Annotated in this window: 21 protein-coding genes; 16 read left to right on the forward strand and 5 right to left on the reverse strand. The window is 65.1% G+C overall.

Translation table 11 applies throughout. The features are described 5' to 3' along the window. The first annotated feature begins 35 nt into the window (after nt 1–35). The 16 genes from ACXJKC_RS20110 (at nt 36) to ACXJKC_RS20185 (ending at nt 16,630) form a co-directional block, all read left to right on the forward strand. Nucleotides 36–761 (forward strand): succinate dehydrogenase cytochrome b subunit, encoded by a 726-nt coding sequence (locus ACXJKC_RS20110; protein WP_456698532.1) that lies wholly within the window; start codon nt 36–38, stop codon nt 759–761. Further along, on the forward strand, nt 761–2,719 hold the full coding sequence (locus tag ACXJKC_RS20115; protein ID WP_456698533.1) for a fumarate reductase/succinate dehydrogenase flavoprotein subunit: 1,959 nt from the start codon (nt 761–763) through the stop codon (nt 2,717–2,719). Before ACXJKC_RS20110 ends, ACXJKC_RS20115 begins: the two co-directional genes overlap by 1 nt. After that, nucleotides 2,716–3,462: a succinate dehydrogenase/fumarate reductase iron-sulfur subunit gene (locus ACXJKC_RS20120; protein ID WP_456698534.1), complete on the forward strand. Its 747-nt coding sequence runs from the start codon at nt 2,716–2,718 to the stop codon at nt 3,460–3,462. Before ACXJKC_RS20115 ends, ACXJKC_RS20120 begins: the two co-directional genes overlap by 4 nt. Nucleotides 3,463–3,637: 175 nt before the next feature. Continuing rightward, on the forward strand, nt 3,638–4,048 hold the full coding sequence (locus tag ACXJKC_RS20125) for a MarR family winged helix-turn-helix transcriptional regulator (protein ID WP_456698535.1): 411 nt from the start codon (nt 3,638–3,640) through the stop codon (nt 4,046–4,048). Beyond that, the gene (locus ACXJKC_RS20130) at nt 4,045–5,343 is read left to right on the forward strand and encodes an MFS transporter (protein ID WP_456698536.1); all 1,299 of its coding nucleotides are present in this window, start codon (nt 4,045–4,047) and stop codon (nt 5,341–5,343) included. Before ACXJKC_RS20125 ends, ACXJKC_RS20130 begins: the two co-directional genes overlap by 4 nt. After that, entirely contained in the window at nt 5,303–5,731 is a 429-nt protein-coding gene (locus ACXJKC_RS20135) for an SRPBCC family protein (RefSeq protein ID WP_456698537.1), read from the forward strand. The genes ACXJKC_RS20130 and ACXJKC_RS20135 overlap by 41 nt, the downstream gene beginning before the upstream one ends. Before the next feature lie 102 nt (nt 5,732–5,833). Then, nucleotides 5,834–7,000, forward strand: coding sequence for an amidohydrolase (locus ACXJKC_RS20140; RefSeq protein ID WP_456698538.1), 1,167 nt, complete (start codon nt 5,834–5,836; stop codon nt 6,998–7,000). Between the two features lie 141 nt (nt 7,001–7,141). Then, nucleotides 7,142–8,227 (forward strand): BMP family lipoprotein, encoded by a 1,086-nt coding sequence (locus ACXJKC_RS20145; protein ID WP_456698539.1) that lies wholly within the window; start codon nt 7,142–7,144, stop codon nt 8,225–8,227. Between the two features lie 111 nt (nt 8,228–8,338). Next, nucleotides 8,339–9,850, forward strand: coding sequence for an ABC transporter ATP-binding protein (locus tag ACXJKC_RS20150; protein WP_456698540.1), 1,512 nt, complete (start codon nt 8,339–8,341; stop codon nt 9,848–9,850). Then, nucleotides 9,847–10,938 carry an ABC transporter permease gene (locus tag ACXJKC_RS20155; protein ID WP_456698541.1) on the forward strand — a complete coding sequence of 364 codons (1,092 nt, stop codon included), beginning with the start codon at nt 9,847–9,849 and terminating at the stop codon, nt 10,936–10,938. Before ACXJKC_RS20150 ends, ACXJKC_RS20155 begins: the two co-directional genes overlap by 4 nt. Beyond that, the gene (locus ACXJKC_RS20160) at nt 10,935–12,179 is read left to right on the forward strand and encodes an ABC transporter permease (RefSeq protein WP_456698542.1); all 1,245 of its coding nucleotides are present in this window, start codon (nt 10,935–10,937) and stop codon (nt 12,177–12,179) included. The genes ACXJKC_RS20155 and ACXJKC_RS20160 overlap by 4 nt, the downstream gene beginning before the upstream one ends. An 11-nt stretch (nt 12,180–12,190) precedes the next feature. Then, complete coding sequence (locus ACXJKC_RS20165; RefSeq protein ID WP_456698559.1) at nt 12,191–12,598, forward strand: cytidine deaminase; 408 nt, start codon at nt 12,191–12,193, stop codon at nt 12,596–12,598. An 8-nt stretch (nt 12,599–12,606) separates the two neighbouring features. Continuing rightward, nucleotides 12,607–13,794: a cytochrome P450 gene (locus tag ACXJKC_RS20170; protein WP_456698543.1), complete on the forward strand. Its 1,188-nt coding sequence runs from the start codon at nt 12,607–12,609 to the stop codon at nt 13,792–13,794. After that, the gene (locus ACXJKC_RS20175) at nt 13,787–15,070 is read left to right on the forward strand and encodes a thymidine phosphorylase (protein WP_456698544.1); all 1,284 of its coding nucleotides are present in this window, start codon (nt 13,787–13,789) and stop codon (nt 15,068–15,070) included. The genes ACXJKC_RS20170 and ACXJKC_RS20175 overlap by 8 nt, the downstream gene beginning before the upstream one ends. Nucleotides 15,071–15,079: 9 nt before the next feature. Further along, nucleotides 15,080–15,535 carry a MaoC family dehydratase gene (locus ACXJKC_RS20180; RefSeq protein ID WP_456698545.1) on the forward strand — a complete coding sequence of 152 codons (456 nt, stop codon included), beginning with the start codon at nt 15,080–15,082 and terminating at the stop codon, nt 15,533–15,535. Between the two features lie 12 nt (nt 15,536–15,547). Next, nucleotides 15,548–16,630, forward strand: coding sequence for an adenosine deaminase (locus ACXJKC_RS20185; protein ID WP_456698546.1), 1,083 nt, complete (start codon nt 15,548–15,550; stop codon nt 16,628–16,630). On the opposite strand, the gene lon is transcribed toward ACXJKC_RS20185, so the two are convergent. The 5 genes from lon to deoC all read right to left on the reverse strand — a co-directional run bounded on the left by lon (nt 16,615) and on the right by deoC (nt 22,846). Further along, complete coding sequence (gene lon, locus ACXJKC_RS20190) at nt 16,615–18,936, reverse strand: endopeptidase La (RefSeq protein WP_456698547.1); 2,322 nt, start codon at nt 18,934–18,936, stop codon at nt 16,615–16,617. The genes ACXJKC_RS20185 and lon overlap by 16 nt on opposite strands. A 106-nt stretch (nt 18,937–19,042) precedes the next feature. Continuing rightward, nucleotides 19,043–19,600 carry an ATP-binding protein gene (locus ACXJKC_RS20195; protein WP_456698548.1) on the reverse strand — a complete coding sequence of 186 codons (558 nt, stop codon included), beginning with the start codon at nt 19,598–19,600 and terminating at the stop codon, nt 19,043–19,045. Between the two features lie 8 nt (nt 19,601–19,608). Continuing rightward, complete coding sequence (locus ACXJKC_RS20200) at nt 19,609–20,472, reverse strand: aldehyde dehydrogenase family protein (protein ID WP_456698549.1); 864 nt, start codon at nt 20,470–20,472, stop codon at nt 19,609–19,611. Beyond that, a complete protein-coding gene (locus ACXJKC_RS20205; protein ID WP_456698550.1) occupies nt 20,469–21,908 on the reverse strand; it encodes an aldehyde dehydrogenase family protein in 1,440 nt (479 codons plus the stop codon). Before ACXJKC_RS20205 ends, ACXJKC_RS20200 begins: the two co-directional genes overlap by 4 nt. A 5-nt stretch (nt 21,909–21,913) precedes the next feature. Beyond that, a complete protein-coding gene (gene deoC / locus ACXJKC_RS20210) occupies nt 21,914–22,846 on the reverse strand; it encodes a deoxyribose-phosphate aldolase (protein WP_456698551.1) in 933 nt (310 codons plus the stop codon). Nucleotides 22,847–23,075 lie beyond the last annotated feature (229 nt).

A 23,075-nucleotide genomic window follows, 5' to 3' on the forward strand; every position in this document is an offset into this window, starting at 1 on the left:
TAGCGCGAATCATCGAAGAGTTCTACTGTGTCAACGTGGCAACTACTCAAACTGCGAAGCGCGTCTCGGCCAAACGGTCGACCGTGGCTCTGAAATACTCGATGGCGGTGTCGGGGCTCATCATGTTGGGCTACCTGCTCGTCCACATGTACGGGAACCTGAAGTTCTTCCAGGGGCAGGAGAAGTTCGACAACTATCTCCACGAGACCCTCCCGCACATGTTCTACCCGTACCTGCCTGAAGACGGTGCGCTCTGGATCATCCGCGTGCTGCTCGTCGCTGCGCTGCTCGTGCACGCATACGCGGCCTCGACGCTGTGGCGCCGCAACAAGGCTGCTGCCGGCTACGTCGACGGTAAGCGCTATCACACGAGCCAGAACAAGACCGGCTACCAGCGCAGCTACGCCTCCTTCACGATGCGATGGGGCGGCGTCGTCTTGTTGCTGTTCATCATCGGCCACGTCGCGCAGATGATGCCCAACTGGATCTCGCCGGGCGGTGCGAGCGACAGCAAGTACGACCGTGTCGTCAACGGCTTCGAGATCTGGTGGGTTGTCCTGCTGTACACGATCGGCCTCGTCGCCGTCGGATTCCACCTGGCGCACGGATTCTGGAGCGCGCTCACGACCCTGGGTCAGAACCACAGTTCGACCCGCAGGGGTTCGCGCTGGACCGTGATCTCGATCGCGCTTGCCACGGTGATCACGGTCGGCTTCATCTCCGTCCCGTTCGCGATTCTCTTCTTCGGAGCTGGTTCCTGATGACTGAAACACTCACTCCTGCTGCCGGGCAGTTCCACGTCGTCGGCAATGACATCGCCGACACCAAGGCGCCCGCCGGTCCGATCGAGAAGCGCTGGGACGAGCGCAAGTTCAACGCCAAGCTCGTCAACCCGGCCAACCGCCGCAAGATCAGCGTCATCATCGTGGGGACGGGCCTGGCCGGTTCGGCCGCCGCTGCGACGATGGGCGAAGCGGGCTACAACGTCAAGAGCTTCTGCTACCAGGACAGCCCGCGTCGTGCGCACTCGATCGCCGCACAGGGCGGTATCAACGCGGCCAAGAACTACCGCAACGACGGCGACAGCGTCTACCGGTTGTTCTACGACACCGTCAAGGGCGGCGACTTCCGTTCGCGCGAGTCCAACTCGTACCGGCTGGCTCAGGTCTCGGTCAACATCATCGACCAGTGCGTCGCGCAGGGCGTGCCGTTCGCACGTGAGTACGGCGGACTGCTCGACAACCGTTCATTCGGCGGAGTTCAGGTCTCGCGTACGTTCTACGCCCGCGGGCAGACCGGCCAGCAGCTGCTGATCGGCGCGTACCAGGCACTCGAGCGCCAGGTCGCCGCCGGAACCGTCGAGGTCAACACGCGTCACGAGATGCTCGAACTGATCATGGTCGACGGCAAGGCCCGCGGCATCGTGGCTCGCGACATGGTCTCCGGCGAGCTGGAGACCCACACCGCTGACGTCGTCATCCTGGCCACAGGTGGCTACGGCAATGTGTACTTCTTGTCGACCAATGCGATGGGCTGCAACACCACGGCCACGTGGCGTGCGCACCGCAAGGGAGCCTACTTCGGCAACCCCTGTTACACGCAGATCCACCCCACCTGCATTCCGGTCTCCGGCGACTACCAGTCCAAGCTGACGCTGATGAGTGAGTCGTTGCGCAACGACGGCCGTATCTGGGTGCCCAAGAAGGCCGGCGACGAGCGTCCCGCCGATCAGATCCCCGAGGACGAGCGCGACTACTACCTCGAGCGCATCTACCCGGCGTTCGGCAACCTGGTGCCTCGCGATATCGCCTCGCGTGCCGCGAAGTACCAGTGCGACGACGGCAAGGGCGTTGGCCCCGGCGGCCTGGGTGTCTACCTCGACTTCGCGGACGCGATCAAGCGTCTCGGGCTCGATACGGTGGTCGCCAAGTACGGCAACCTGTTCGACATGTACGCCCAGATCACGGGTGAGGATCCGTACAAGACGCCGATGCGTATCTACCCGGCCGTCCACTACACGATGGGCGGACTGTGGGTCGACTACGACCTGCAGAGCAACCTGGAGGGTCTGTTCGTCACCGGCGAGGCCAACTTCTCCGACCAGGGCGCCAACCGCCTCGGCGCCTCGGCGCTGATGCAGGGACTGGCCGACGGATACTTCGTGCTGCCCAACACGGTCGCGAACTACCTGGCCGATGGACCGTTCGAGAAGATCGACGACAACCATCCCGAGGTCGTGGCGGCCAAGCAGGCAGTACTGGACCGGATCAACACCTTCTTGTCGATCAACGGCAACCGCACGGTGGATTCGTACCACAAGGAACTCGGCCACATCATGTGGGAATACTGCGGCATGGAGCGCACGGAAGAGGGCCTGACCAAGGCGATCGGCCTGATCCGCGAGCTCAAGGCCGACTTCTACAAGAACGTCAAGGTCTCCGGTGTCAACGAGGAGCTCAACCAGACGCTCGAGCGGGCCGGCCGGGTCGCCGACTTCTTCGAGCTCGGTGAGCTGATGTGCATCGACGCGCTGCACCGTCGCGAGTCGTGCGGCGGTCACTTCCGGGCGGAGAGCCAGACCGAAGAGGGCGAGGCGCTGCGTCACGACGACGAGTTCGCCTACGTCGCTGCATGGGAGTTCGGGGGCGACACCCCGGTCCTGCACAAGGAACCGTTGGAGTACGAGTACGTCGAGATGAAGGCCAGGAGCTACAAGTGAACATCACCGTACGGGTGTGGCGTCAAAAGGACGCCGACAGCAAGGGCAAGATGGTCACCTACGGCGTCGAAGACGTCAGCGAGCACATGTCGTTCCTCGAGATGCTCGACGTCCTCAACGAGCAGCTCACGCTGGCCGGTGACGATCCGATCGCCTTCGACCACGACTGCCGTGAGGGTATCTGCGGTGCATGCGGCGTCGTGATCAATGGTCAGGCGCACGGCCCGCAGGTCACCACGACGTGCCAGCTGCACATGCGCAGCTTCGAGGACGGCGCCGTCATCGACATCGAGCCGTGGCGGGCGGGTGCGTTCCCGGTCATCAAGGACCTCGTCGTCGACCGTGGCGCGTTCGACCGCATCATCCAGGCCGGCGGCTTCATCAGCGCTCCGACCGGTTCGGCGCCCGAGGCCAATAACCTCCCCGTGCCGAAGAACGATGCGGATCACGCCTTCGAGTCGGCCGCATGTATCGGTTGCGGCGCGTGCGTCGCGGCGTGCCCCAACGGCTCCGGCATGCTGTTCACGGCCGCCAAGATCACGCACCTGGGTCTGCTCCCGCAGGGACAGCCCGAGCGTGACTCGAGGGTCATCGGCATGGTCGAGCAGCATGACCACGAGGGCTTCGGCGGCTGCACCAACATCGGTGAGTGCACGTCGGCGTGCCCCAAGAGCATCCCGCTCGACACGATCAGCCGCCTGAACCGCGATCTCCTCGGAGCGCTCGCCAAGGGCAAGGCCTAGGGCGCGCGGCTCGTCCCTCGCCGCCTCAGCGGCTCCTTCGTCGCCGCTGCCGTGCTTCGCGCGGGCGCCTGCCTCGCTCCGCTCGGCCCATGGCCGGGTCGGAGCGAGGCTTGTTTTGGTGGCCCTTGGGTTGGGTTGGGTTTGGTTAGCTTAGGTAATTTGTTATGCTAACTATATGCCTACTGATGCCCACCAACTTGCTCGTTCGGTGGCGCGCCTCAACAGACGCCTGCGCCAGGAGCGGCAGAGCGACCTGACGGCGACCCAGCTGTCGGTGCTCGGATCGATCATGAAGATCGGCCCTGCCACCCCCAGTGCGATCGCGGCTCTCGAGGGCGTCCAACCGCCATCGATGACCCGCACGCTGACCTGTCTTCTCGACCTCGGGCTTGTGGTGCGCACACCCCATCCAAGCGACGGCCGCCAGGTTCTCGTCTCGATCTCCGACAAGGGAGACGCAGTGCTGGCCGAGGAGCGCGGGCGCCGCGACCTCTGGCTCGGTCAGCGACTTCACGAGCTCACCGCCGCGGATCGCAAGACCCTGAGGGAGGCTGCCGCGCTGATGGAACGGCTCGCTCAGTCTTGAGTCCGACATTCCGGGCACTGGCCGTCCGCAACTACCGCATCTACATGCTCGGAGGCGTGCTCTCCAACACCGGCACGTGGATGCAGCGCATCGCCCAGGACTGGCTCGTTCTGCAACTGACGGCGAGTGGAACCGCTCTGGGCATCACGACCGGTCTCCAGCTCCTCCCGGCACTGCTGTTCTCGCCCATCGCGGGTGTCGTGGCCGATCGCGTCCCGAAGCGGACGATTCTGCGTTGCACCCAGGTGGCCATGGCGGTGCCGTCGGCTTTGCTCGGAGTCTTGGCCGTGACGGGCGCCGTCGAGCTCTGGCATGTCTACCTGCTGACGTTCATCTTCGGCATCGCGACGGCCTTCGACGCCCCCGCGCGTCAGTCGTTCGTCGTCGAAATCGTCGGCAAGGACGATCTGGCCAATGCGGTCGGCCTGAACTCCGCATCGTTCAACCTCGCGCGCATGATCGGCCCGGCCGTGGCCGGACTCCTCATCGCGGCTCTCGGCTCGGGCTCAGCCGCCGCGGGCTGGGTCATCTTGATCAATGCCGTCAGCTATCTCGCGGTGTTCTACTCGCTGCAATTGCTCGACGGCAGCAGATTGCGTCCGGCCGATATCACCGGCACCCGCAAACATGCCGTCCGTGACGGGGTAGCGTACGTCCGATCGCGACCCGATCTCGTCCTGATCTTGACCTGCGTGTTCTTCGTCGGGACGTTCGGGATGAACTTCCAGATGACCAGCGCGCTGATGGCGACCGACGTCTTCGGCAAGGGCGCGGGGGAGTACGGCCTGCTGGCCTCGATCATGGCCGTGGGGTCCCTGGCCGGAGCGCTCATGGCGGCGAGGCGGCCACGACCCAGATTGCGGTTCGTCGTGCTGGCAGGTGCGGGATTCAGCATCGTCGAGATCGTCTCGGGGTTCATGCCGACCTACACGACTTTCGCGGCGGTGCTGCCATTGCTCGGATTCTTCGCCCTGACGATGATCACCTCGGCCAATGCGACGATCCAGCTGACGTCCAGTCCGATGATGCGCGGGCGTGTCGCGGCGCTCTATCTGATGGTCTTCATGGGCGGGACGCCGTTCGGATCCCCGTTGATGGGATGGATCGGCGAGTCCTTCGGCGCCCGTTGGATGCTGCTCGGCGGTGGCACTGTGACACTTCTCGGCATCACGATGGCCACCCTGTGGTATCTGCATCGTCAGGACCGGCAACTCCAGGAGTTGCGCGCCGCGATACGAGATCTACGGTGGAGACATGCACGTCGAACGGACTTTCACGGTGTCGAGGTCCCCTGAGGACGTCTTCGACTATTTGAGCGACTTCACCAACACCAACGAGTGGGATCCGGGCACGGTCGAGACGACCCGTGTCACCGGCGACGGCGGTCTCGGCACCACGTACGCCAATCGGTCCGAGTTCATGGGGCGCGAAGTCGATCTGACCTACGAGACGATCGGCTTCGACCGTCCGACGTTCTTCTCGTGCCGTGGCACCAACAAGACTGCGACGGCGACTGATTCCATGACTTTCACGCGCGACGGTGACCGCACCCAGATCCGCTATCGGGCCGACTTCGAGTTCCACGGGATCACCAAGCTCTTCGCGCCGTTGGTCGTCAAGCCCAAACTCGGCGCCCTCGCCGACGAGACGGTCGAGCAGATCAAAGCCGCCCTGGAGCGCTGACCCACCCGCGGGCGGTGCGCTGGCGTCCACCCAGGACCAGTGCGTGGACGCTAGCGCACCGCCTCTGGGGATGGGGCGGGTAAACAGCGATATCCTGACTGAATGTCTCTCGCAGAGTCCCTTTCGCGATCCATCGACGTGGTCACCCCCGACCTGATCGAGGTGCGCCGAGACCTGCACGCCTACCCCGAGCTTTCGTGGCACGAAGAGCGCACGACCGACCTCGTGGCGGCCTGGATGGACAAGAGCGCGATCCCGTACGAGCGGTTCGAAGGCACGGGCCTCATGGCCGATATCGGCCCCACGGAAGGCCCGATCGTTGCTTTGCGGGCCGACCTGGACGCCCTGCCGGTCGACGATGCCTCACAGGATCCTTGGCGTTCCATGGTGAGCGGCGTCTCGCACTCCTGCGGCCACGATGTGCACATCTCGGCCCTGATCGGAGCCAGCATCGCTCTGGCTCACGCCCACGCGCAGAACCAGTTGCCGGTTCGGGTGCGGCTGCTGTTCCAGCCGGCCGAGGAAGTCATGCCCGGCGGCGCGTTGAAGCTCCTGGCAGCCGGTGCCCTCAAGGGTGTCTCGCGCGTTTTCGCGCTGCATTGTGATCCCTCGCTCGACGTGGGACAGGTGGGACTGCGCGAGGGCCCCATCACGGGTGCGTCCGATCACATCACGGTGCGGCTCAGCGGACGGGGCGGCCACACCTCCAGGCCTCATCTGACCGAAGACCTGACCTATGCCCTGGGCAGCCTGCTGACCCAGCTCCCGGCGGTTCTGTCGCGTCGATTCGATCCGCGATCGGGCGCCAGCATGGTCTGGGGGCAGGTGCACTCGGGCAATGCCGCCAACGTCATCCCGTCCACGGGCGAACTCGTCGGGACACTGCGCATGCTCGACGCCGCCGCGTGGCACCAGGCCGAGCACCTGGTCCGCGGCCTCATCAGCGACATCATCGAACCTTTCGGGGTCAGTGCCGACGTCATCTACACCCGCGGAGTCCCGCCGGTCGTCAACGATTTCGGCGCCACCGAGATCCTGCGGCGGGCGGTCACCGCGGCGGTCGGTCCAAGCGGTGTCGCCTCGACGGCGCAGAGCCTCGGCGGTGAGGATTTCGCCTGGTATGTCGAGGCGGTTCCCGGTGCGATGGGGCGCCTCGGCACCCGTACGCCGGACGGTCCGACGTACGACCTGCACCAGGGCAATCTGCGCATCGACGAGCGGGCGATCGCGGTAGGCGCCAAGGTGCTGGCGTGCGCTGCCGTTAGTTGATCGCCACTGCGGGGCGCTCTCGCGCAGGTGAAGAAACGATTACGGCCTCAGGTAATGCGGACCTCATGCTCCCGAGCGCACCTATCCAGCATTAAGGTCATCACACGTGCCGGGTTCCCGGCTCCGTACCGAGGAGGAATTTTGCGTCGACTGACGAAGCTTTCCGCCGTTGCTGCCGTCGCCGCTCTCGCTCTTGCGGGTTGCGGTGGGAGTGACAGCGCCGGCGATGATGGCCCGAGCGACAAGCCGGCAGCCAGCAAGGACGTCTGCAAGACGGCCAAGGGCGATGGGCCGAAGATCGGTCTTGCCTATGACGTCGGTGGCCGTGGCGACCAGTCCTTCAACGACTCGGCGTACGCGGGTCTTGAGAAGGCCGTCGCCGACTTCGACGCCACGTGCGTCGAGGGCGAGGCGACCGACGGTGAAGCCGAGTCCGCTCGCGAGGATCGTCTGCGCAATATGGCCGAGAACGGCGCGACCGCGATCATCGGTGTCGGGTTCGCGTACAGCGATTCGGTCAACACCGTCGCCCCCGACTACCCGGAAGTCAACTTCGGCGTGATCGACGGCTTCGACCCCGACGACAAGGCCAATGACAACGTCGCCTACCTCGGTTTCGCCGAGGAGCAGGGCTCCTTCCTGGTCGGCGTCGCCGCCGCCGAGAAGTCCAAGTCCGGCACGATCGGATTCGTCGGCGGTGTCCACACCGACCTGATCAAGAAGTTCGAAGCCGGTTACGTCCAGGGCGCCAAGGCCGCCAACAAGGACATCAAGGTCGAGGTCTCCTACATCCAGGAGTCCGACCTCAAGGGCTTCGGCGACCCGGCCGGTGGCAAGGCTGCGGCAACGGGTCAGTTCGACAAGGGCGCTGACATCGTCTATCACGCTGCCGGCGGCTCGGGATCAGGCGTCTTCGACGCCGCAGTCGATGCGGGCGAAGGCAAGTGGGCCATCGGTGTCGACTCCGATCAGTACCTGACGGCCACGGCCGGTCAGAAGCCGCACATCCTCACCTCGATGCTGAAGCGTGTCGACACCGCGACGTTCGATTTCGTCAAGTCGGTCGACGCAGGCAAGCCGTTGACGAGCTACACGGTCTACGACCTGGCCCAAGACGGCGTCGGCTACTCGACGTCCGGCGGCTTCGTCGATGACATCGCGGCCGACATCGACGGCTACAAGGAAAAGATCATCAGCGGCGAGATCAAGGTCTCGGCCACGCCGTAAGGCAACTGCACGACCAATAGACAAACCTGGGCTGGGCGCGGGTAGCGTTCAGCCCAGGTTCGTCTTTTCTTATCGGGGCCCGACCCGGGCCAGTAGTACTGAGGGGTGTCCGTGCCATCTGATCAGGACGCGGTGCAGCTACGGGGGATCGGTAAGCGGTTCCCCGGCGTCATCGCCAATCACGATGTCGATGTGACGATTCGATCGGGGACGGTCCATGCCCTGATCGGTGAGAACGGCGCCGGTAAGTCGACGCTGATGAAAATCCTGTACGGCGTGCAGAGGCCCGACGAGGGCACGATCACGATCAACGGATCAGAACTCGTCTTCAAATCGCCGACCGATGCGATCGAAGCCGGCGTTGGCATGGTCTTTCAGCACTTCATGCTGGCCGACAATCTGACAGTGCTCGAGAACATGGTGCTCGGTGCCGAGAAGCTCCATGGCATCGGCGATGCGGCTCGGACCGAGATCCGCCGGATCTCCGATCGGTTCGGCTTCGAACTCGAGCCGGACGTACTCGTCGAGAAGCTGGGTGTCGCAGCGCGTCAGCGTCTGGAGATCGCGAAAGTTCTCTACCGTGGCGCCCGCATCATCATCCTGGACGAGCCGACGGCAGTCCTCGTGCCGCAGGAGGTCGAGTCGCTGTTCGACAATCTGCGCGAGCTCAGGGCTGCAGGAAACTCGGTGTTGTTCATCTCGCACAAGCTCGACGAGGTCCTGGCGATCGCCGACGACATCACAGTGATGCGTCGCGGTACCACCGTCGGCACCGCCGATCCGGCGACTGCCACCAAGCGCGAACTGGCCGAGCTGATGGTCGGCTCGGAGCTGCCGTCACCCGAGACCGCGGAATCGACCGTCACCGATGTCGTCCAACTGACGCTCGACAACGTGACGTTGACCGACGAGTTCGGCCGCGATCTGTTGTCCGATCTGTCCCTGAAGATCCGCCGCGGCGAGGTGCTGGGAATCGCCGGCGTCGAAGGCAATGGCCAGTCCGAGCTTGTCGAGACCATCATGGGAATGCGCATCCCCAGCTCCGGCCGGATTCGGCTCGGCGAGGTCGATGTGACCCACTGGCACACCCGCAAGCTCCGCGAAGCCGGAATCGGCTACATCCCTGAGGACCGGCACCGTCACGGTCTGTTGCTCGACGCGCCGCTGTGGGAGAACCGCATCCTCGGTCATCAGACCCAAGCGCCCAATGTCAAAGGCCCCTGGATCAACCGTCGTGGCGCGCGTCAGGACACCGAGCGCATCGTCGCGGAGTACGACGTGCGGGCACCGGGCATCGACACCCCGTCTCGGGCGCTGTCGGGCGGAAACCAGCAGAAGCTCATCGTGGGCCGGGAGATGAGCGGCGACCCGGTGCTGTTGATCGCCTCGCACCCGACTCGCGGCGTCGACGTCGGCGCACAGGCAGCCATTTGGGATCACATCAAACGAGCCCGGCGCGCGGGATTGGCCGTGCTGCTGATCTCGGCCGATCTCGATGAATTGATCGGTCTGTCCGACACGATCCAAGTGATCTTGCGCGGCCGCTTCGTCGGCGAGTTCGTACCGTCGCAGGTCACGCCACAAGATCTCGGCGCGGCGATGACCGGAGGTGAGGCGGCATGACGAAGTTCTCAGTGAAGTCGGTCGGCTTGTCCCTCCTGGCTCCGGCGATCGCCGTCGTCATGAGCATCCTGGTGACGACGTTGGTGATCGCTGCGGTCGGCAGTTCGCCGGGAGAGTTCTGGTCGACGATGTTCGAGATGCCCAAGCCACGGCTCCGGGTCGATATCGTCAACCAGACCGCAATGATCTACATCGCCGCGGTCGCGGCAGCGATCGGCTTTCGGATGGGCCTGTTCAACATCGGCCTCGAAGGTCAGTACACCATCGCGTCGTTCACGGCCGCCTCATTCGCGGGTGCGGCCTATCTCAGCGGTTCGCTGAATGTCGCCGCATCGATCGTGATCGCGATGCTGGTCGGTGCCGCCTGGGCCGGTATCGCCGGCGTCCTGCGCACGACCCGCGGCGTCAGCGAAGTGATCTCGACGATCATGCTCAATTCCATCGCGATAACCCTCGTCGGCTACTGGCTCAACAGGTACGGCGTGCACGAGGGCAATTCGACCCACACGACCAACCTGTCCCAGGACAGCAGGGTGACTGGCTTCTCGCCGTTCGAGGCGAAAGACGGTCAGATCTGGGGTCTGGCATTGCTCGCGGTCGTGGTCGGCATCGGCTTTTGGCTCCTGCTCAACAAGACCCGGTTCGGATTCGATCTGCGCGCCAGCGGACAATCCGAGTCGGCGGCACGGGCCAGTGGCGTCAACCCCAAGCGCATGATCGTCATCTCGATGCTGCTGTCGGGTGCAGTCGCGGGACTGATCTGGATGCCCGCGCTGTTCGGCAAGGCTCCCAACTACGGCAGCTCCTTCCAGGCGGGCCTGGGCTTCTTGGGCATCGCAGTCGCCCTACTCGGCCGCAACCGCCCGCTAGGCATGCTGTTCGGTGCCGTGCTGTTCGCATTCTTGTCGGTCAAGTCCAATGACCTGACCTTCGCGACCGACGTGTCACCGAGCATCGTCCAGATCACGCAAGGAGTCGCGGTGCTCGCAGTAGTCGTCGCCTATGAGGCGGTGCGCCGATGGCGGACCAAGATCGAGCAACGAGCCGTCAGCAGTGAGTTGGCCGCCGGAGCGGGGGCAACCGCATGAGCAACCTGACGATCAAAAAGGTTCCGGGCGGTCTGACCGATCGACTCGGCAGGCCGTGGCTGTACCTGACGCTGATCGGGATCGCGGCGATTTCCTTCGTCCGCATCGTGACCGACACCAACGATCTGTCGGCTGCGGGCACACTGCGGGCGGCGATCATCGCGACATGCCCGATTCTGCTCGCGGCACTCGGCGGTTTGTGGGCCGAACGCGCCGGTGTCGTCAACATCGGACTCGAGGGGCAGATGATCCTCGGCACGTGGGGTGCGGCGTTCTTCACGTACCACTACGGTCCGTGGGTCGGCATTCTCGGCGCGGCTCTGTTGGGTCTCATCGGCGGCCTCCTGCACGCGATAGCGACCGTCAGCTTCGGGGTCGACCACATCGTCTCGGGTGTCGCGATCAACCTGATCGGACTCGGCGCGGCAACCTACTTGGCTGAGGCGGTGTTCGCCGACTACGAAGGCGGCGGTCCGCGCCAGCTCAACGGTCTGCAGGCGCCTCCCAAGATCACAATCCCCGGGATCTCGGATGCGGCAGGGAGTGTGGCCGACAAACATTGGTTCTTCGTCTCCGACATCGCCTCGTTCATCGAAGCTCTGACAACCAATATCTCCTCGCTCAGCCTGATCGTGTTCTTGCTGGTCATCTTGTCGGCTGTCATCTTGTGGCGGACGACATTCGGTCTACGGCTGCGCTCGTGCGGTGAGAATCCGCAGGCGGCCGAGACGCTCGGCGTCAACGTGATCCGCTACAAGTACATCGCGGTGCTGATCTCCGGCGCACTTGCCGGTATCGGCGGCGGATTCCTCGCGTTGGTCGCGTCGAGCGGCTTCAGCACGGGGCAGACCGGCGGACGAGGCTATATCGGTCTGGCGGCGATGATCTTCGGCAACTGGCGTCCCGGTGGTCTCCTGATGGGCGCGCTGACGTTCGGCTACACCGATTCACTGCGACTGCGCGACTCCCAGTCGGTCCACGCACTCTTGCTGTTGGTCGCGCTGGGTCTGTTCGCCCTGGCGGCTTTCCGCGCTGTACGCCGACAGATGTCGAGTGCGGTCACGATCGGCGCGATCGGTGTGCTGGTATTGGTCTGGTTCTTGTCGACCGACACGGTGCCGCGCGAATTCACGAGCATGACCCCGTACGTCACGACCTTGTTCGTGCTGGCCTTGGGAGCACAACGGCTCCGAATGCCGGCAGCAGACGGAAAACCCTATCGAAAAGGCAGTGCAGGCTAGTGGCATTGGGAATCAGCGGTCCAGACGATCCGATCGACTGGGAAGCACTCACGCGGTATGCGACCGAAGTCATGGGACGGGCGTATGCGCCGTACTCCAACTACAAGGTCGGCGTCGCCGGTCTCGTCGACGACGGCCGGGTCGTGCTCGGCTGCAATGTCGAGAATGCGGCCTACGGGGTCGCGCTGTGCGCCGAATGCGGCATGGTCTCGGCGCTGCACGCGACCGGCGGAGGTCGGTTGATCGCGGTCGCGTGCGTCGACGCACAGGGCGCTGCCCTGATGCCGTGCGGTCGTTGCCGGCAGCTGTTGTGGGAGAACGGCGGGCCCGACATGCAGCTCATGACCGCATCGGGCGTCAAGACCATGAATGAAGTGCTGCCCGATGCCTTCGGCGCGGCTGATCTGGGAGTTCTGTGACACCGAGCATGCAAAAAAAGTACGCGGTTCAGCTCGATCCGGGTGCGCCGGCTTTTGTGGCGGACCCCTATCCCGTCCTGGCTTCGCTGCGGGAGACAGGTCCGGTGTTGTGGCACGAGCCGATGGGCATGTGGTTGGCAACGACCCATGACTCGGTCAGCAAGGTACTGCGCAATAGGGCGTTCGGCCGGTTGTGGACCGATTGGGAGCCGGCTTCGCAGATGGAGCCGTTCAACTCGCTGCACCGCAATCAGCTGATGGAGAATGAGCCTCCCGCGCACACCCGCTTGCGCAGGCTCTTGGCCTCGGCATTCGGTCGCGGCCACGTCGAACGCATGAGACCTCGCATCGAGGAACTTGCAGCACAGATGGTCGACGAACTCGGCGACTCATTCGATGTCCTGGCCGACTACGCCGAGCCCATGCCGGTGTTCGTGATCGCGGACCTGTTGGGTGTCCCGCGCGAGGACCATGTAGTGCTGCGCGACTGGTCGCAGGCCATCGTGCACATGTACGAGCCCAATGTCAGTGCTCTGACCAAGAAGGCAGCGATCGAGGCCAGCACGGCATTCTCGGACTACGTACGCGATGTCGTCGCACTCCGTCGCAAGCAGCCGGGTGACGACCTCATCACCGATCTCATCGCCGCCCGCGATGAGGGCACCAAGCTCAATGACGATGAACTCGTCGCGACGGTCGTCCTGCTGCTCAACGCAGGTCACGAGGCTTCGGTCAATGTGTTCGGCAATGGCTTCAACGCGCTGTTGCAGCACCCCGACCAGATGGCCCGGGTCGCGAGCGGCGAGGTGCCGATCGACATCGCGCTGGAGGAACTGATCCGCTTCGACGCGCCCCTGCAGTTGTTCGAACGCACCGCGACCGAGGACGTCGAGGTCTGCGGCCAGCTCATCAGCTCGGGACAGAAGATCGCGGCGCTGATGGGTTCGGCCAATCGTGATGCGGAGGTGTTCGCGGACGCCGACACCTTCGACGTCAGCCGTGATCCGAATCCGCACGTCGGCTTCGGGATGGGACTGCATTTTTGCCTCGGCGCTCCGCTGGCCAGGCTCGAGCTGCAGATCAGTCTCGCAACCCTGCTCAAGCGTTATCCGTCGCTCTCCCTCGTGGGCGAGCCGCCGCGCCGTCCCACTTGGGTGCTGCGCGGCTTCGAAAAATTGGAAGTGACTCATGAGTGAAGCTTTCGACGCTGTGGAGGTCATCGCCGCCAAGCGCGACAAGCACGAGCTGACCGATCCGCAGATCGACTGGGTCGTCGACGCCTACACGCGTGGAGTGGTCGCCGATGAGCAGATGTCGGCGCTCGCGATGGCGATCTTGCTCAATGGCATGAATCGGCGCGAGATCTCCCGCTGGACCCACGCCATGATCGACAGCGGCGAACGGATGGACTTCTCATCACTGTCGTGGGTCACCTCCGACAAGCATTCGACCGGGGGAGTGGGCGACAAGATCACGCTGCCGCTGGCTCCGCTCGTCGCGGCGTGCGGAGTCGCCGTGCCACAGCTGTCGGGTCGCGGACTCGGCCATACCGGCGGCACACTCGACAAGCTCGAGGCGATTCCGGGCTGGCGTGCATCGCTGAGCAATGACGAGATGATGGCTCAACTCGAAGACGTCGGTGCGGTGATCTGCGCTGCGGGTGCGGGCCTGGCGCCCGCCGACAAGAAGTTGTACGCGCTGCGCGATGTCACCGGCACAGTCGAGGCGATCCCGCTGATCGCGAGCTCGATCATGAGCAAGAAGATCGCGGAGGGAACCGGCTCGCTGGTCCTGGACGTCAAGGCCGGTTCAGGGGCCTTCATGAAAACGGTCGATCAGGCGCGTGAGCTGGCCGAGACCATGGTCGCTCTCGGCAACGATGCGGGTGTCACGACGGTTGCCTTGCTGACCGATATGTCGACGCCGCTGGGTCTCACCGCCGGCAATGCCTGCGAGGTCGCGGAGTCCGTCGAGGTGCTGGCCGGCGGTGGTCCGGCCGACGTCGTCGAGCTGACCCTCGCGCTGGCTCGCGAGATGCTTGCCGCCGCCGGCAAGGACGGCGTCGACCCCGCTGACGTCCTGGCGTCCGGCGCGGCGATGGACGTGTGGAAGAAGATGATCTCGGCCCAGGGCGGTGATCCGGATGCACCGCTGCCGGTCGCGAAGGAGACCCATGTCGTGACCGCACCGGTTTCAGGGACCTTGAGCCGCCTCGATGCGATGAGTGTCGGCGTCGCGGCCTGGCGTCTCGGTGCCGGTCGATCACGTCCTGGCGAGCAGGTGCAGGCCGCTGCGGGTGTCGTCCTGCACGCCAAGCCCGGTGACCGAGTCGTGGCAGGTCAGCCGCTGCTGACACTTCATACCGACACCCCCGAACGGTTCGACCGAGCTATCGCTGCGCTGTCGAACGGATACGACATCGGCGACCTGGTCGTGGAGGCGCCGGGTGTCGTGATCGACCGGATTCGGTAGGTTGCTCGGATGCGTATCTTCAACAACCGTCAGGAAATCGCGGACGCCGCGGGCCAAGAGCTCGGTGTCAGCGAATGGATCGCGATAACGCAGGACCGGATCGACATGTTCGCCGATGCCACGGGGGATCGGCAGTGGATCCACATCGACACCGAACGTGCGGCCGAAGGTCCGTTCGGCGTGACCGTCGCGCACGGCTATCTGACCTTGTCGATGCTGCCGTTCCTCGGCGCCCAGGTTTTCGCATTCGCCGGAGATGTCGCGCGGGTCAACTACGGGCTCAACAAAGTGCGTTTCGTCTCGCCCGTGCGTGTCGGTGCCAAGATCCGCAACCGGGTCGAGATGCCCGAGGTCGTCGAGATCGAGAAGGGCCAGCAGGTCACATTGCGGCACACGATAGAGATCAAGGGTGAAGACAAGCCGGCCTGCGTCGCCGAGACCGTCACGCTGTTGATGACCTCATGACACGATGACATCGTGACTGCTACTTCCGAACAGATCCGTCAGGCCCCCAAGGTCGCCCTCCACGAGCACCTCGACGGGGGGCTGCGACCTGCGACGATCGTCGATATCGCTGCCGAGATCGGCCACGACCTTCCGGCCGATGGGGCCAAAGCGCTGGGCGTGTGGTTCGAGGAGGCGTCGAGCTCCGGCTCCCTCGTGCGATACCTGGAGACGTTCGTGCACACCGTGGCGGTCATGCAGCGTCCAGAAGACCTTGCTCGGGTGGCCCGTGAGGCGGTCGTCGATCTGGCTACGGACGGCTGTGTCTACGCCGAACTGCGCTGGGCGCCCGAACAGCACCAGTCTGCCGGTCTGTCGCTGCGCGAGGCGGTCGAAGCGGTCCAGACCGGGATCGACGCCGGACGAGAGGAGGCCGCCGCCATGGGGCATCCGATCGTCGTGGGGCAGCTGCTCACCGCGATGCGTCACGCCAACCTCGGCAAGGAGATCGCCGAGATCGTGGTCGAGTACCGCAGCCGAGGCGTCGCCGGCTTCGACATCGCCGGAGCCGAGGACGGATTCCCGCCGATCCTGCATCTCGAGGCATTCGAGTATCTGCGCCGTGAGAATGCGCACTTCACAATCCATGCCGGTGAGGCATTCGGACTTCCGTCGATCTGGCAGGCCATCCAGCGGTGCGGTGCCGAGCGTCTCGGCCACGGTGTCCGCATCGTCGACGACATCGACTGGGACGCACCCGGTGGACCCGCACTGGGCGACCTGGCCGCCTACATTCGCGACCGGCGCATCCCGTTGGAGATGTGCCCGTCGTCGAATCTGCAGACCAATGCGGTCCCGGGGATGACGTCGATCGCGGACCACCCGATCGGCAGACTCAAAGACCTCGGCTTCCGGGTCACGGTCAACTGTGACAACCGGCTCATGAGCGGCACCTCGATGAGTCGGGAGTTCGAGCTGCTGGCCGAAGCGTTCGGCTACGGTCTGGACGATCTCAGGTGGTTCACGATCAATGCGATGAAGAGCGCCTTCTTGCCCTTCGACCAGCGTCTCGTATTGATCAACGACGTCATCAAGCCCGGTTACGCCGCCCTCTGAACGACCGCCGCCTCTAGCGCGTAGGCCAGGATCTCGGCGACATCGGCCACGGGCCGGACGTCGAGTTCGGCCAGCACCTCGTCGGGCACGTCAGCCAGGTCGACTTCGTTGCGGGCCGGGATGAAGACGGTCTTCAGTCCGGCGCGCTGGGCCGCCATGAGCTTCTGCTTCACGCCGCCGATCGGCAGAACCCGGCCGTTGAGGGTCACCTCGCCGGTCATCCCGACATCGGCTCGGACATTGCGGCCGAGCGCCAGTGACGTCAGCGCCGTGATCATCGTGACGCCCGCGGACGGTCCGTCCTTGGGCACCGCGCCGGCCGGCACGTGCAGGTGGATCGACCGTTCCAGAGTCACTGGATCGATGCCGAGCGCGTCGGCGTGCGACCGGACGTACGTCAAGGCGATGTGCGCCGATTCCTTCATGACGTCGCCGAGCTGGCCAGTGATCGCGAGATTGCGTTCGCCGTCATATGCGCTGGCCTCGATGAACAGCACATCGCCGCCGAGTCCGGTGACCGCCAAGCCGGTCGAGACACCCGGGACTGCCGTGCGCTCGGCCACTTCAGGAATGAACCGCGGCCGACCGACATAGTCGACGAGGGTCGCCTCATCCACCACGACGGGCTGGGTGACCTCGGGGTCGATCAGCTTGGTGGCGACCTTGCGGAACACCTTGGCGAGCAGCCGCTCCATCTGGCGGACGCCGGCCTCGCGGGTGTAGGACGCGGCGATGCTGCGCAATGCCCCGTCGGTCACGACGACCTCGTCATCTGTCAGCGCGGAACGGTCGAGCTGGCGGGGCGCGAGGTACTGTCGCGCGATCGCGACCTTGTCGTCCTCGGTGTAGCCGTCGAGCTGCACGAGTTCCATGCGGTCGAGCAGCGCCTCGGGGATCTGCTCGATGACGTTGGCGGTGGCCAGGAACAGCACGTCCGACAAGTCGAGATCGAGATCGAGGTAGTGATCGCGGAATGTGTGGTTCTGCGCCGGATCGAGCACTTCGAGCAATGCCGCGGCCGGGTCGCCGCGGTAGTCGGCGCCGACCTTGTCGATCTCGTCGAGCAACACGACGGGGTTCATCGAGCCGGCTTCGCCGATCCCCCGGACGAGGCGGCCCGGGAGTGCGCCGACGTACGTCCGGCGGTGGCCGCGGATCTCGGCCTCGTCCCGCACACCGCCGAGGGCGACTCGGACGAAGTTGCGGCCCAGGGCCCGCGCGACGCTCTCGCCGAGCGACGTCTTGCCGACGCCGGGAGGTCCGACGAGTGCCATGACGGCGCCCGAGCCGCGTCCGCCGACGACCTCGAGTCCACGCTCACTGCGCCGGGCGCGTACCGCGAGGTACTCCACGATGCGGTCCTTGACGTCGTCGAGGCCGTGGTGATCGGCGTCCAGCACGGCTCGGGCGGCCGCGATATCGGTGTTGTCGTCGGTCTTGACACCCCACGGGAGTTCGAGGACCGTGTCGAGCCAGGTGCGGATGTAGCCGGCCTCGGGGTTCTGGTCGCTGCCACGCTCGAGCTTGCCGACCTCGCGCAGCGCCGCTTTGCGGACGTCCTCGGGCAGATCAGCCTCCTCGACACGCTCGCGGTAGTCCTTGGTGTCCTCGGGCTCGTCGTCGCCGAGTTCCTTGCGGATCGCGGCGAGCTGTTGGCGCAGGACGAATTCGCGTTGGTTTTTGTCGATGCTCTCCTGCACGGACTCGGAGATTTTCTCGTTGACGTCGGCCTCGGCAAGGTAGGAGCGAGCCCAATCGATCAGCAATGTCAGCCGCTCGTGCACATCCTCGGTCTCGAGCAGTTGGCGCTTCTGTTCGTTCTCGAGGTACGAGGCGTAGCCGGCCGTGTCGGCCAGAGCACTCGGATCGGTCAACCGCTGGATCCCGTCGATGACCTGCCAGGCATTGCGCTTTTGCAGGATCGCGACCAAAAGTCCTTTGTACTCCTGGGCCAGGTCGAGCACCGCCTCGCTGGGCTCGGTGTCTTCGATGAGTTCGGCCTCAACCCACAGGGCAGCACCGGGTCCGGTGACACCACCTTGGATGTGGGCGCGCTGTTCGGCCCGGAGCACCGCGCCGGGCTCACCGCCGGGGAGGCGGCCGACTTGCTGGATCGTGGCGATGACGCCATGTGTGGCGTAACGGTCCTCGAGCCGCGGAGCGACGAGGAGGCGGTCGTCATTGCTGGTACGGGCGGCATCGACGGCGGCACGTGCGGCATCGTCGAGTTCGATCGGGACAACCATTCCGGGCAGGACGACGACGTCCTCAAGGGCCAGGACGGGGAACTTCTGCAGTGTGCTCACGATGTCTCCTCGAAGTTGAGTCTGACGGGCTCAACTGTCGTGAGTCGCGGCTTGTTCCCTGTCAGGGGCGCTGTTCGCTCTCGGCGGACGAAGGGGTGCTAAACCGTCAGCGGGTGAGGAATTCGCGGGCTTCGCGCGGCGACATCGGCTCACAGCCGTGGGCGACGGCTTCGGCGATGACACGCGGTTCGTCCCGCAGAAGCCTCAGGCCTCGCCGCACCAGGACCCAGGGAGCTTTGCGGCCCTCGCGCAGATCTCGGACGAATCGCAGTCCGAACGTCAGCAATCGGTGACGTCGCAGGCAGATCGCGGCGTCGAGCAGTCCGGCCTGGCGGCAGGCATCGACGATGACCGGTGCGAACAGCCCTTCGGCGATGAACATCCCATCCGGAACGGTCAGCGTCTGAGTTCCGGTGCGACGGCTGCTCGCCAGATCGTAGACGGGCACCTCGGCAGTCCCGGCAGCGCAGAGTTCGGCGATCGCGCCCACCGCGTCGACCGAACTCCATGACCGGACGTCGTCCCAATCGATGATGCCGAGGCTCGAACGTGGCATGTCGGGAGCGTCGAGGTCACGGTAGAAGTCGTCGAGCCGCAGGACCGGCCAGCCGAGCTTCGCCGCCAGGTGTGATTTGCCGGAACCTGAGGGTCCGGCGAGGATCACGACCCCCACTAGATGCCGATGGGGTGCCAGACCGTCTTGGTCTCGACGAATGCCTCCAGCCGGGCCAGCGACGGCTCGGCGAGCCAGTCGACCTTCGCGGCAGGAGCACGCAGCACGCGCTTGAGGTTCTCGGCCGCCGCGACCTCCAGCGATGTCGCGAGCGAGGCATCGCCGACTCCAGCCAGATCGAGACCGTTGACGTCCATGTGGCTGGCCAGCCAGGGGGCGATCTCGACCGCCGAACCGGTCAGGATATTGACCACACCGCCGGGCACGTCGGAGGTCGCCATGACCTCCGAAAGGGTCACGGCCGGCACCGGATGCTTCTCGCTTGCGATGATCACGACGGTGTTGCCGGTCGCGATGGCCGGCATGATGACCGATACCAGCCCCAGTAGTGCGCCGGAAGGTGCGACAGCGGCCACGACGCCGGTCGGCTCAGGCGTCGACAGGTTGAAATACGGGGCGGAGACGGCATTGGCATTGCCGAGCACCTGGACGTACTTGTCGGCCCATCCGGCGTACCAGACGACTCGGTCGACGGCGGCGTCGAAATAGGTCTCAGCCTTCTTGGCCGACACCCCTTCGGTCTCGATGAGCTGCGCGATGAACTGTTCACGGCGCCCCTCCATGACCTCGGCGATGCGGTAGATGACCTGACCCCGGTTGTACGGAGTACGAGCAGACCAACCGCCGAATGCCTTGCGTGCGGCGAGAACAGCGTCACGGGCGTCCTTGCGGGAGCCCTTCGCGATATTGGCGATGAATCCGCCTTTGGAATCGAGCGCCTCATAGGTGCGGCCGGACTCCGAGCGCGGGAACGCACCGCCGATGTAGAGCTTGTGCGTCTTGCGGACGTCGAGGCGGGTCATCGTGATGCTCCTTCGAGGTACGCGGCGAGGCCGTGGCGGCCACCTTCGCGGCCATAACCGGACTCTTTGTAGCCACCGAACGGCGATGCGGGGTCGAAGACGTTGAACGTGTTGGCCCACACGACGCCGGCACGCAGCTGATTGGCCATGTGCAGGATCCGGGAACCCTTCTCGGTCCACACGCCGGCCGACAGGCCGTAAGGCGTGTTGTTGGCCTTCTCGACCGCTTCGGACGGCGTTCGGAACGTCAGGACGGACAGCACCGGGCCGAAGATCTCCTCACGCGCGATGCGATGGGCCTGGGTGACGCCGGTGAAGATCGTCGGCGCGAACCAGAAGCCGTTCGACGGGATCTCGCACGGAGCGGACCAGCGTTCGGCCCCCTCGGTGTCGCCGATGGCCGACAACTCGGTGATGCGGTCGAGCTGCTCACGCGAGTTGATCGCGCCGATATCGGTGTTCTTGTCGAGCGGATCGCCGAGGCGCAGCGTCGACATGCGGCGTTTGAGCTTCTCGAGCACCTCGTCGTAGGCGCTCTCCTGCACCAGCAGGCGGGATCCGGCGCAGCACACGTGGCCCTGGTTGAAGAAGATGCCGCGCACAATGCCTTCGACGGCCTGGTCGATCGGCGCGTCGTCGAACACGATGTTGGCGGCCTTGCCACCCAGCTCCAAGGTGACTTTCTTGGACGTCCCGGCCACGGAACGCGCGATGGCCTTGCCGACGGCGGTTGAGCCGGTGAACGCGACTTTGTCGACGTCGGGGTGCTCGACCAGGGCCTGACCGGTCGCGCCGGCACCCGTGATGATGTTGACGACACCTGGCGGCAGCTCGGCCTGCTGGCACACCTCGGCGAACAGCAGTGCCGTCAGGGGAGTGGTCTCGGCGGGCTTCAGGACGACGGTGTTGCCGGCCGCCAGCGCCGGGGCGATCTTCCACGCCAGCATCATGATCGGGAAGTTCCACGGGATGACCTGACCGGCCACGCCCAGCGCCTTCGGATCGGGTCCGAGGCCCGCGTACGAGAGCTTGTCGGCCCAGCCCGCGTAGTAGAAGAACCACTGGGAGACCAATGGCAGGTCGACGTCGCGGGATTCCTTGATCGGCTTGCCGTTGTCGAGCGACTCCAGTACCGCGAACTCGCGCGAACGCTCGGCCATGATGCGGGCGATCCGATACAGGTACTTGGCGCGCTCGCTCCCGGGCATCTTCGACCAAACCGTGTCGTAGGCCTTGCGGGCGGCCTTGACGGCTCGGTCGACGTCATCGGCGGTCGCCTCGGCGATCTCCGCGAGCACTTCTTCTGTCGACGGGCTGATCGACTTGAACGAACTGCCCGAACCGTCGCTGAACCGCCCGTTGATGAACAGCCCGTACGAGCTCTTGATATCGACGATCGCCCGCGACTCGGGGGCTGGCGCGTATTCAAACTTCATATAAATCAGTCCAACGTCACGTAGTCGGGGCCGGAGTAGAAGCCGGTGGTCATCTTCTGGCGCTGCATCAACAGGTCGTTGAGCAGTGTGGATGCGCCGAACCGGAACCAGTCAGGATCGAGCCAGTCGTCGCCGGCGATCTCGTTGACCATCACGAGGTACTTGATGGCGTCCTTGGAGGTGCGGATGCCTCCGGCAGGCTTGACGCCGACCTGGCGTCCGGTCTCGGCGCGGAAGTCGCGGACCGCCTCCAACATCACGAGCGTCACGGGCAGAGTCGCGGCAGGCTGCACCTTGCCGGTGCTGGTCTTGATGAAGTCGGCACCGGCCATCATGGCCAGCCACGATGCCTTGCGGACGTTGTCGTACGTCTGCAGCTCGCCGGTCTCGAAGATCACCTTGAGGTGGGCGTGGGTTCCGTCGGGACGGACACAGGCCTCGCGGGTCGCGACGATCTCGTCGTAGACGTGGCTGAGGTCACCACGGAGGAAGGCGCCGCGATCGATGACCATGTCGATCTCGTCGGCTCCGGCCTCGACCGCGTCAGCGGTGTCGGCGAGCTTGATGTCGAGGGCGGCCCGGCCCGACGGGAAGGCCGTGGCGACGGCGGCCACGTTGATGCCCGAGCTGCCGAGCGTCTCCTTGGCGACCGAGACCATGTCGGGGTAGACGCAGACGGCTGCCGCGGAGGGACAACTCGGATCCGTGGGGTCAGGTCGCATGGCCTTATTGGCCAGGGCGCGGACCTTGCCGGGAGTGTCAGATCCCTCGAGCGTCGTCAGATCGACCATCGAGATGGCCAGATCGATGGCCCACTGTTTCGCCGTCGTCTTGATCGAGCGGGTACCAAGACCGGCGGCGCGGGCCTCGAGCCCGACCTGGTCGACACCCGGCAGACCGTCGAGGGTCTGGCGCAGTGACGTGCTGACGCCTGTCACGAAGGACCTCCATGCATGTAGACAACCCGCATCGGTCACGTCGTCGGGACCGACTTCAAGATTAGGCCCCTGACAGCCCCGCAAGCCAATGCTGATCGGCCCCTCCGACGTGGATACGGGCGATTGCGGACCAACTTCACCAGATCGTCACGTCCCGTCCACTCCGAACCCGTTGACTGGGCCGCAGAGTCGGGATGTCATGTAGGCCACACATCGGGGGGATGGTGCG

The organism is Aeromicrobium sp. P5_D10, from assembly GCF_054049535.1.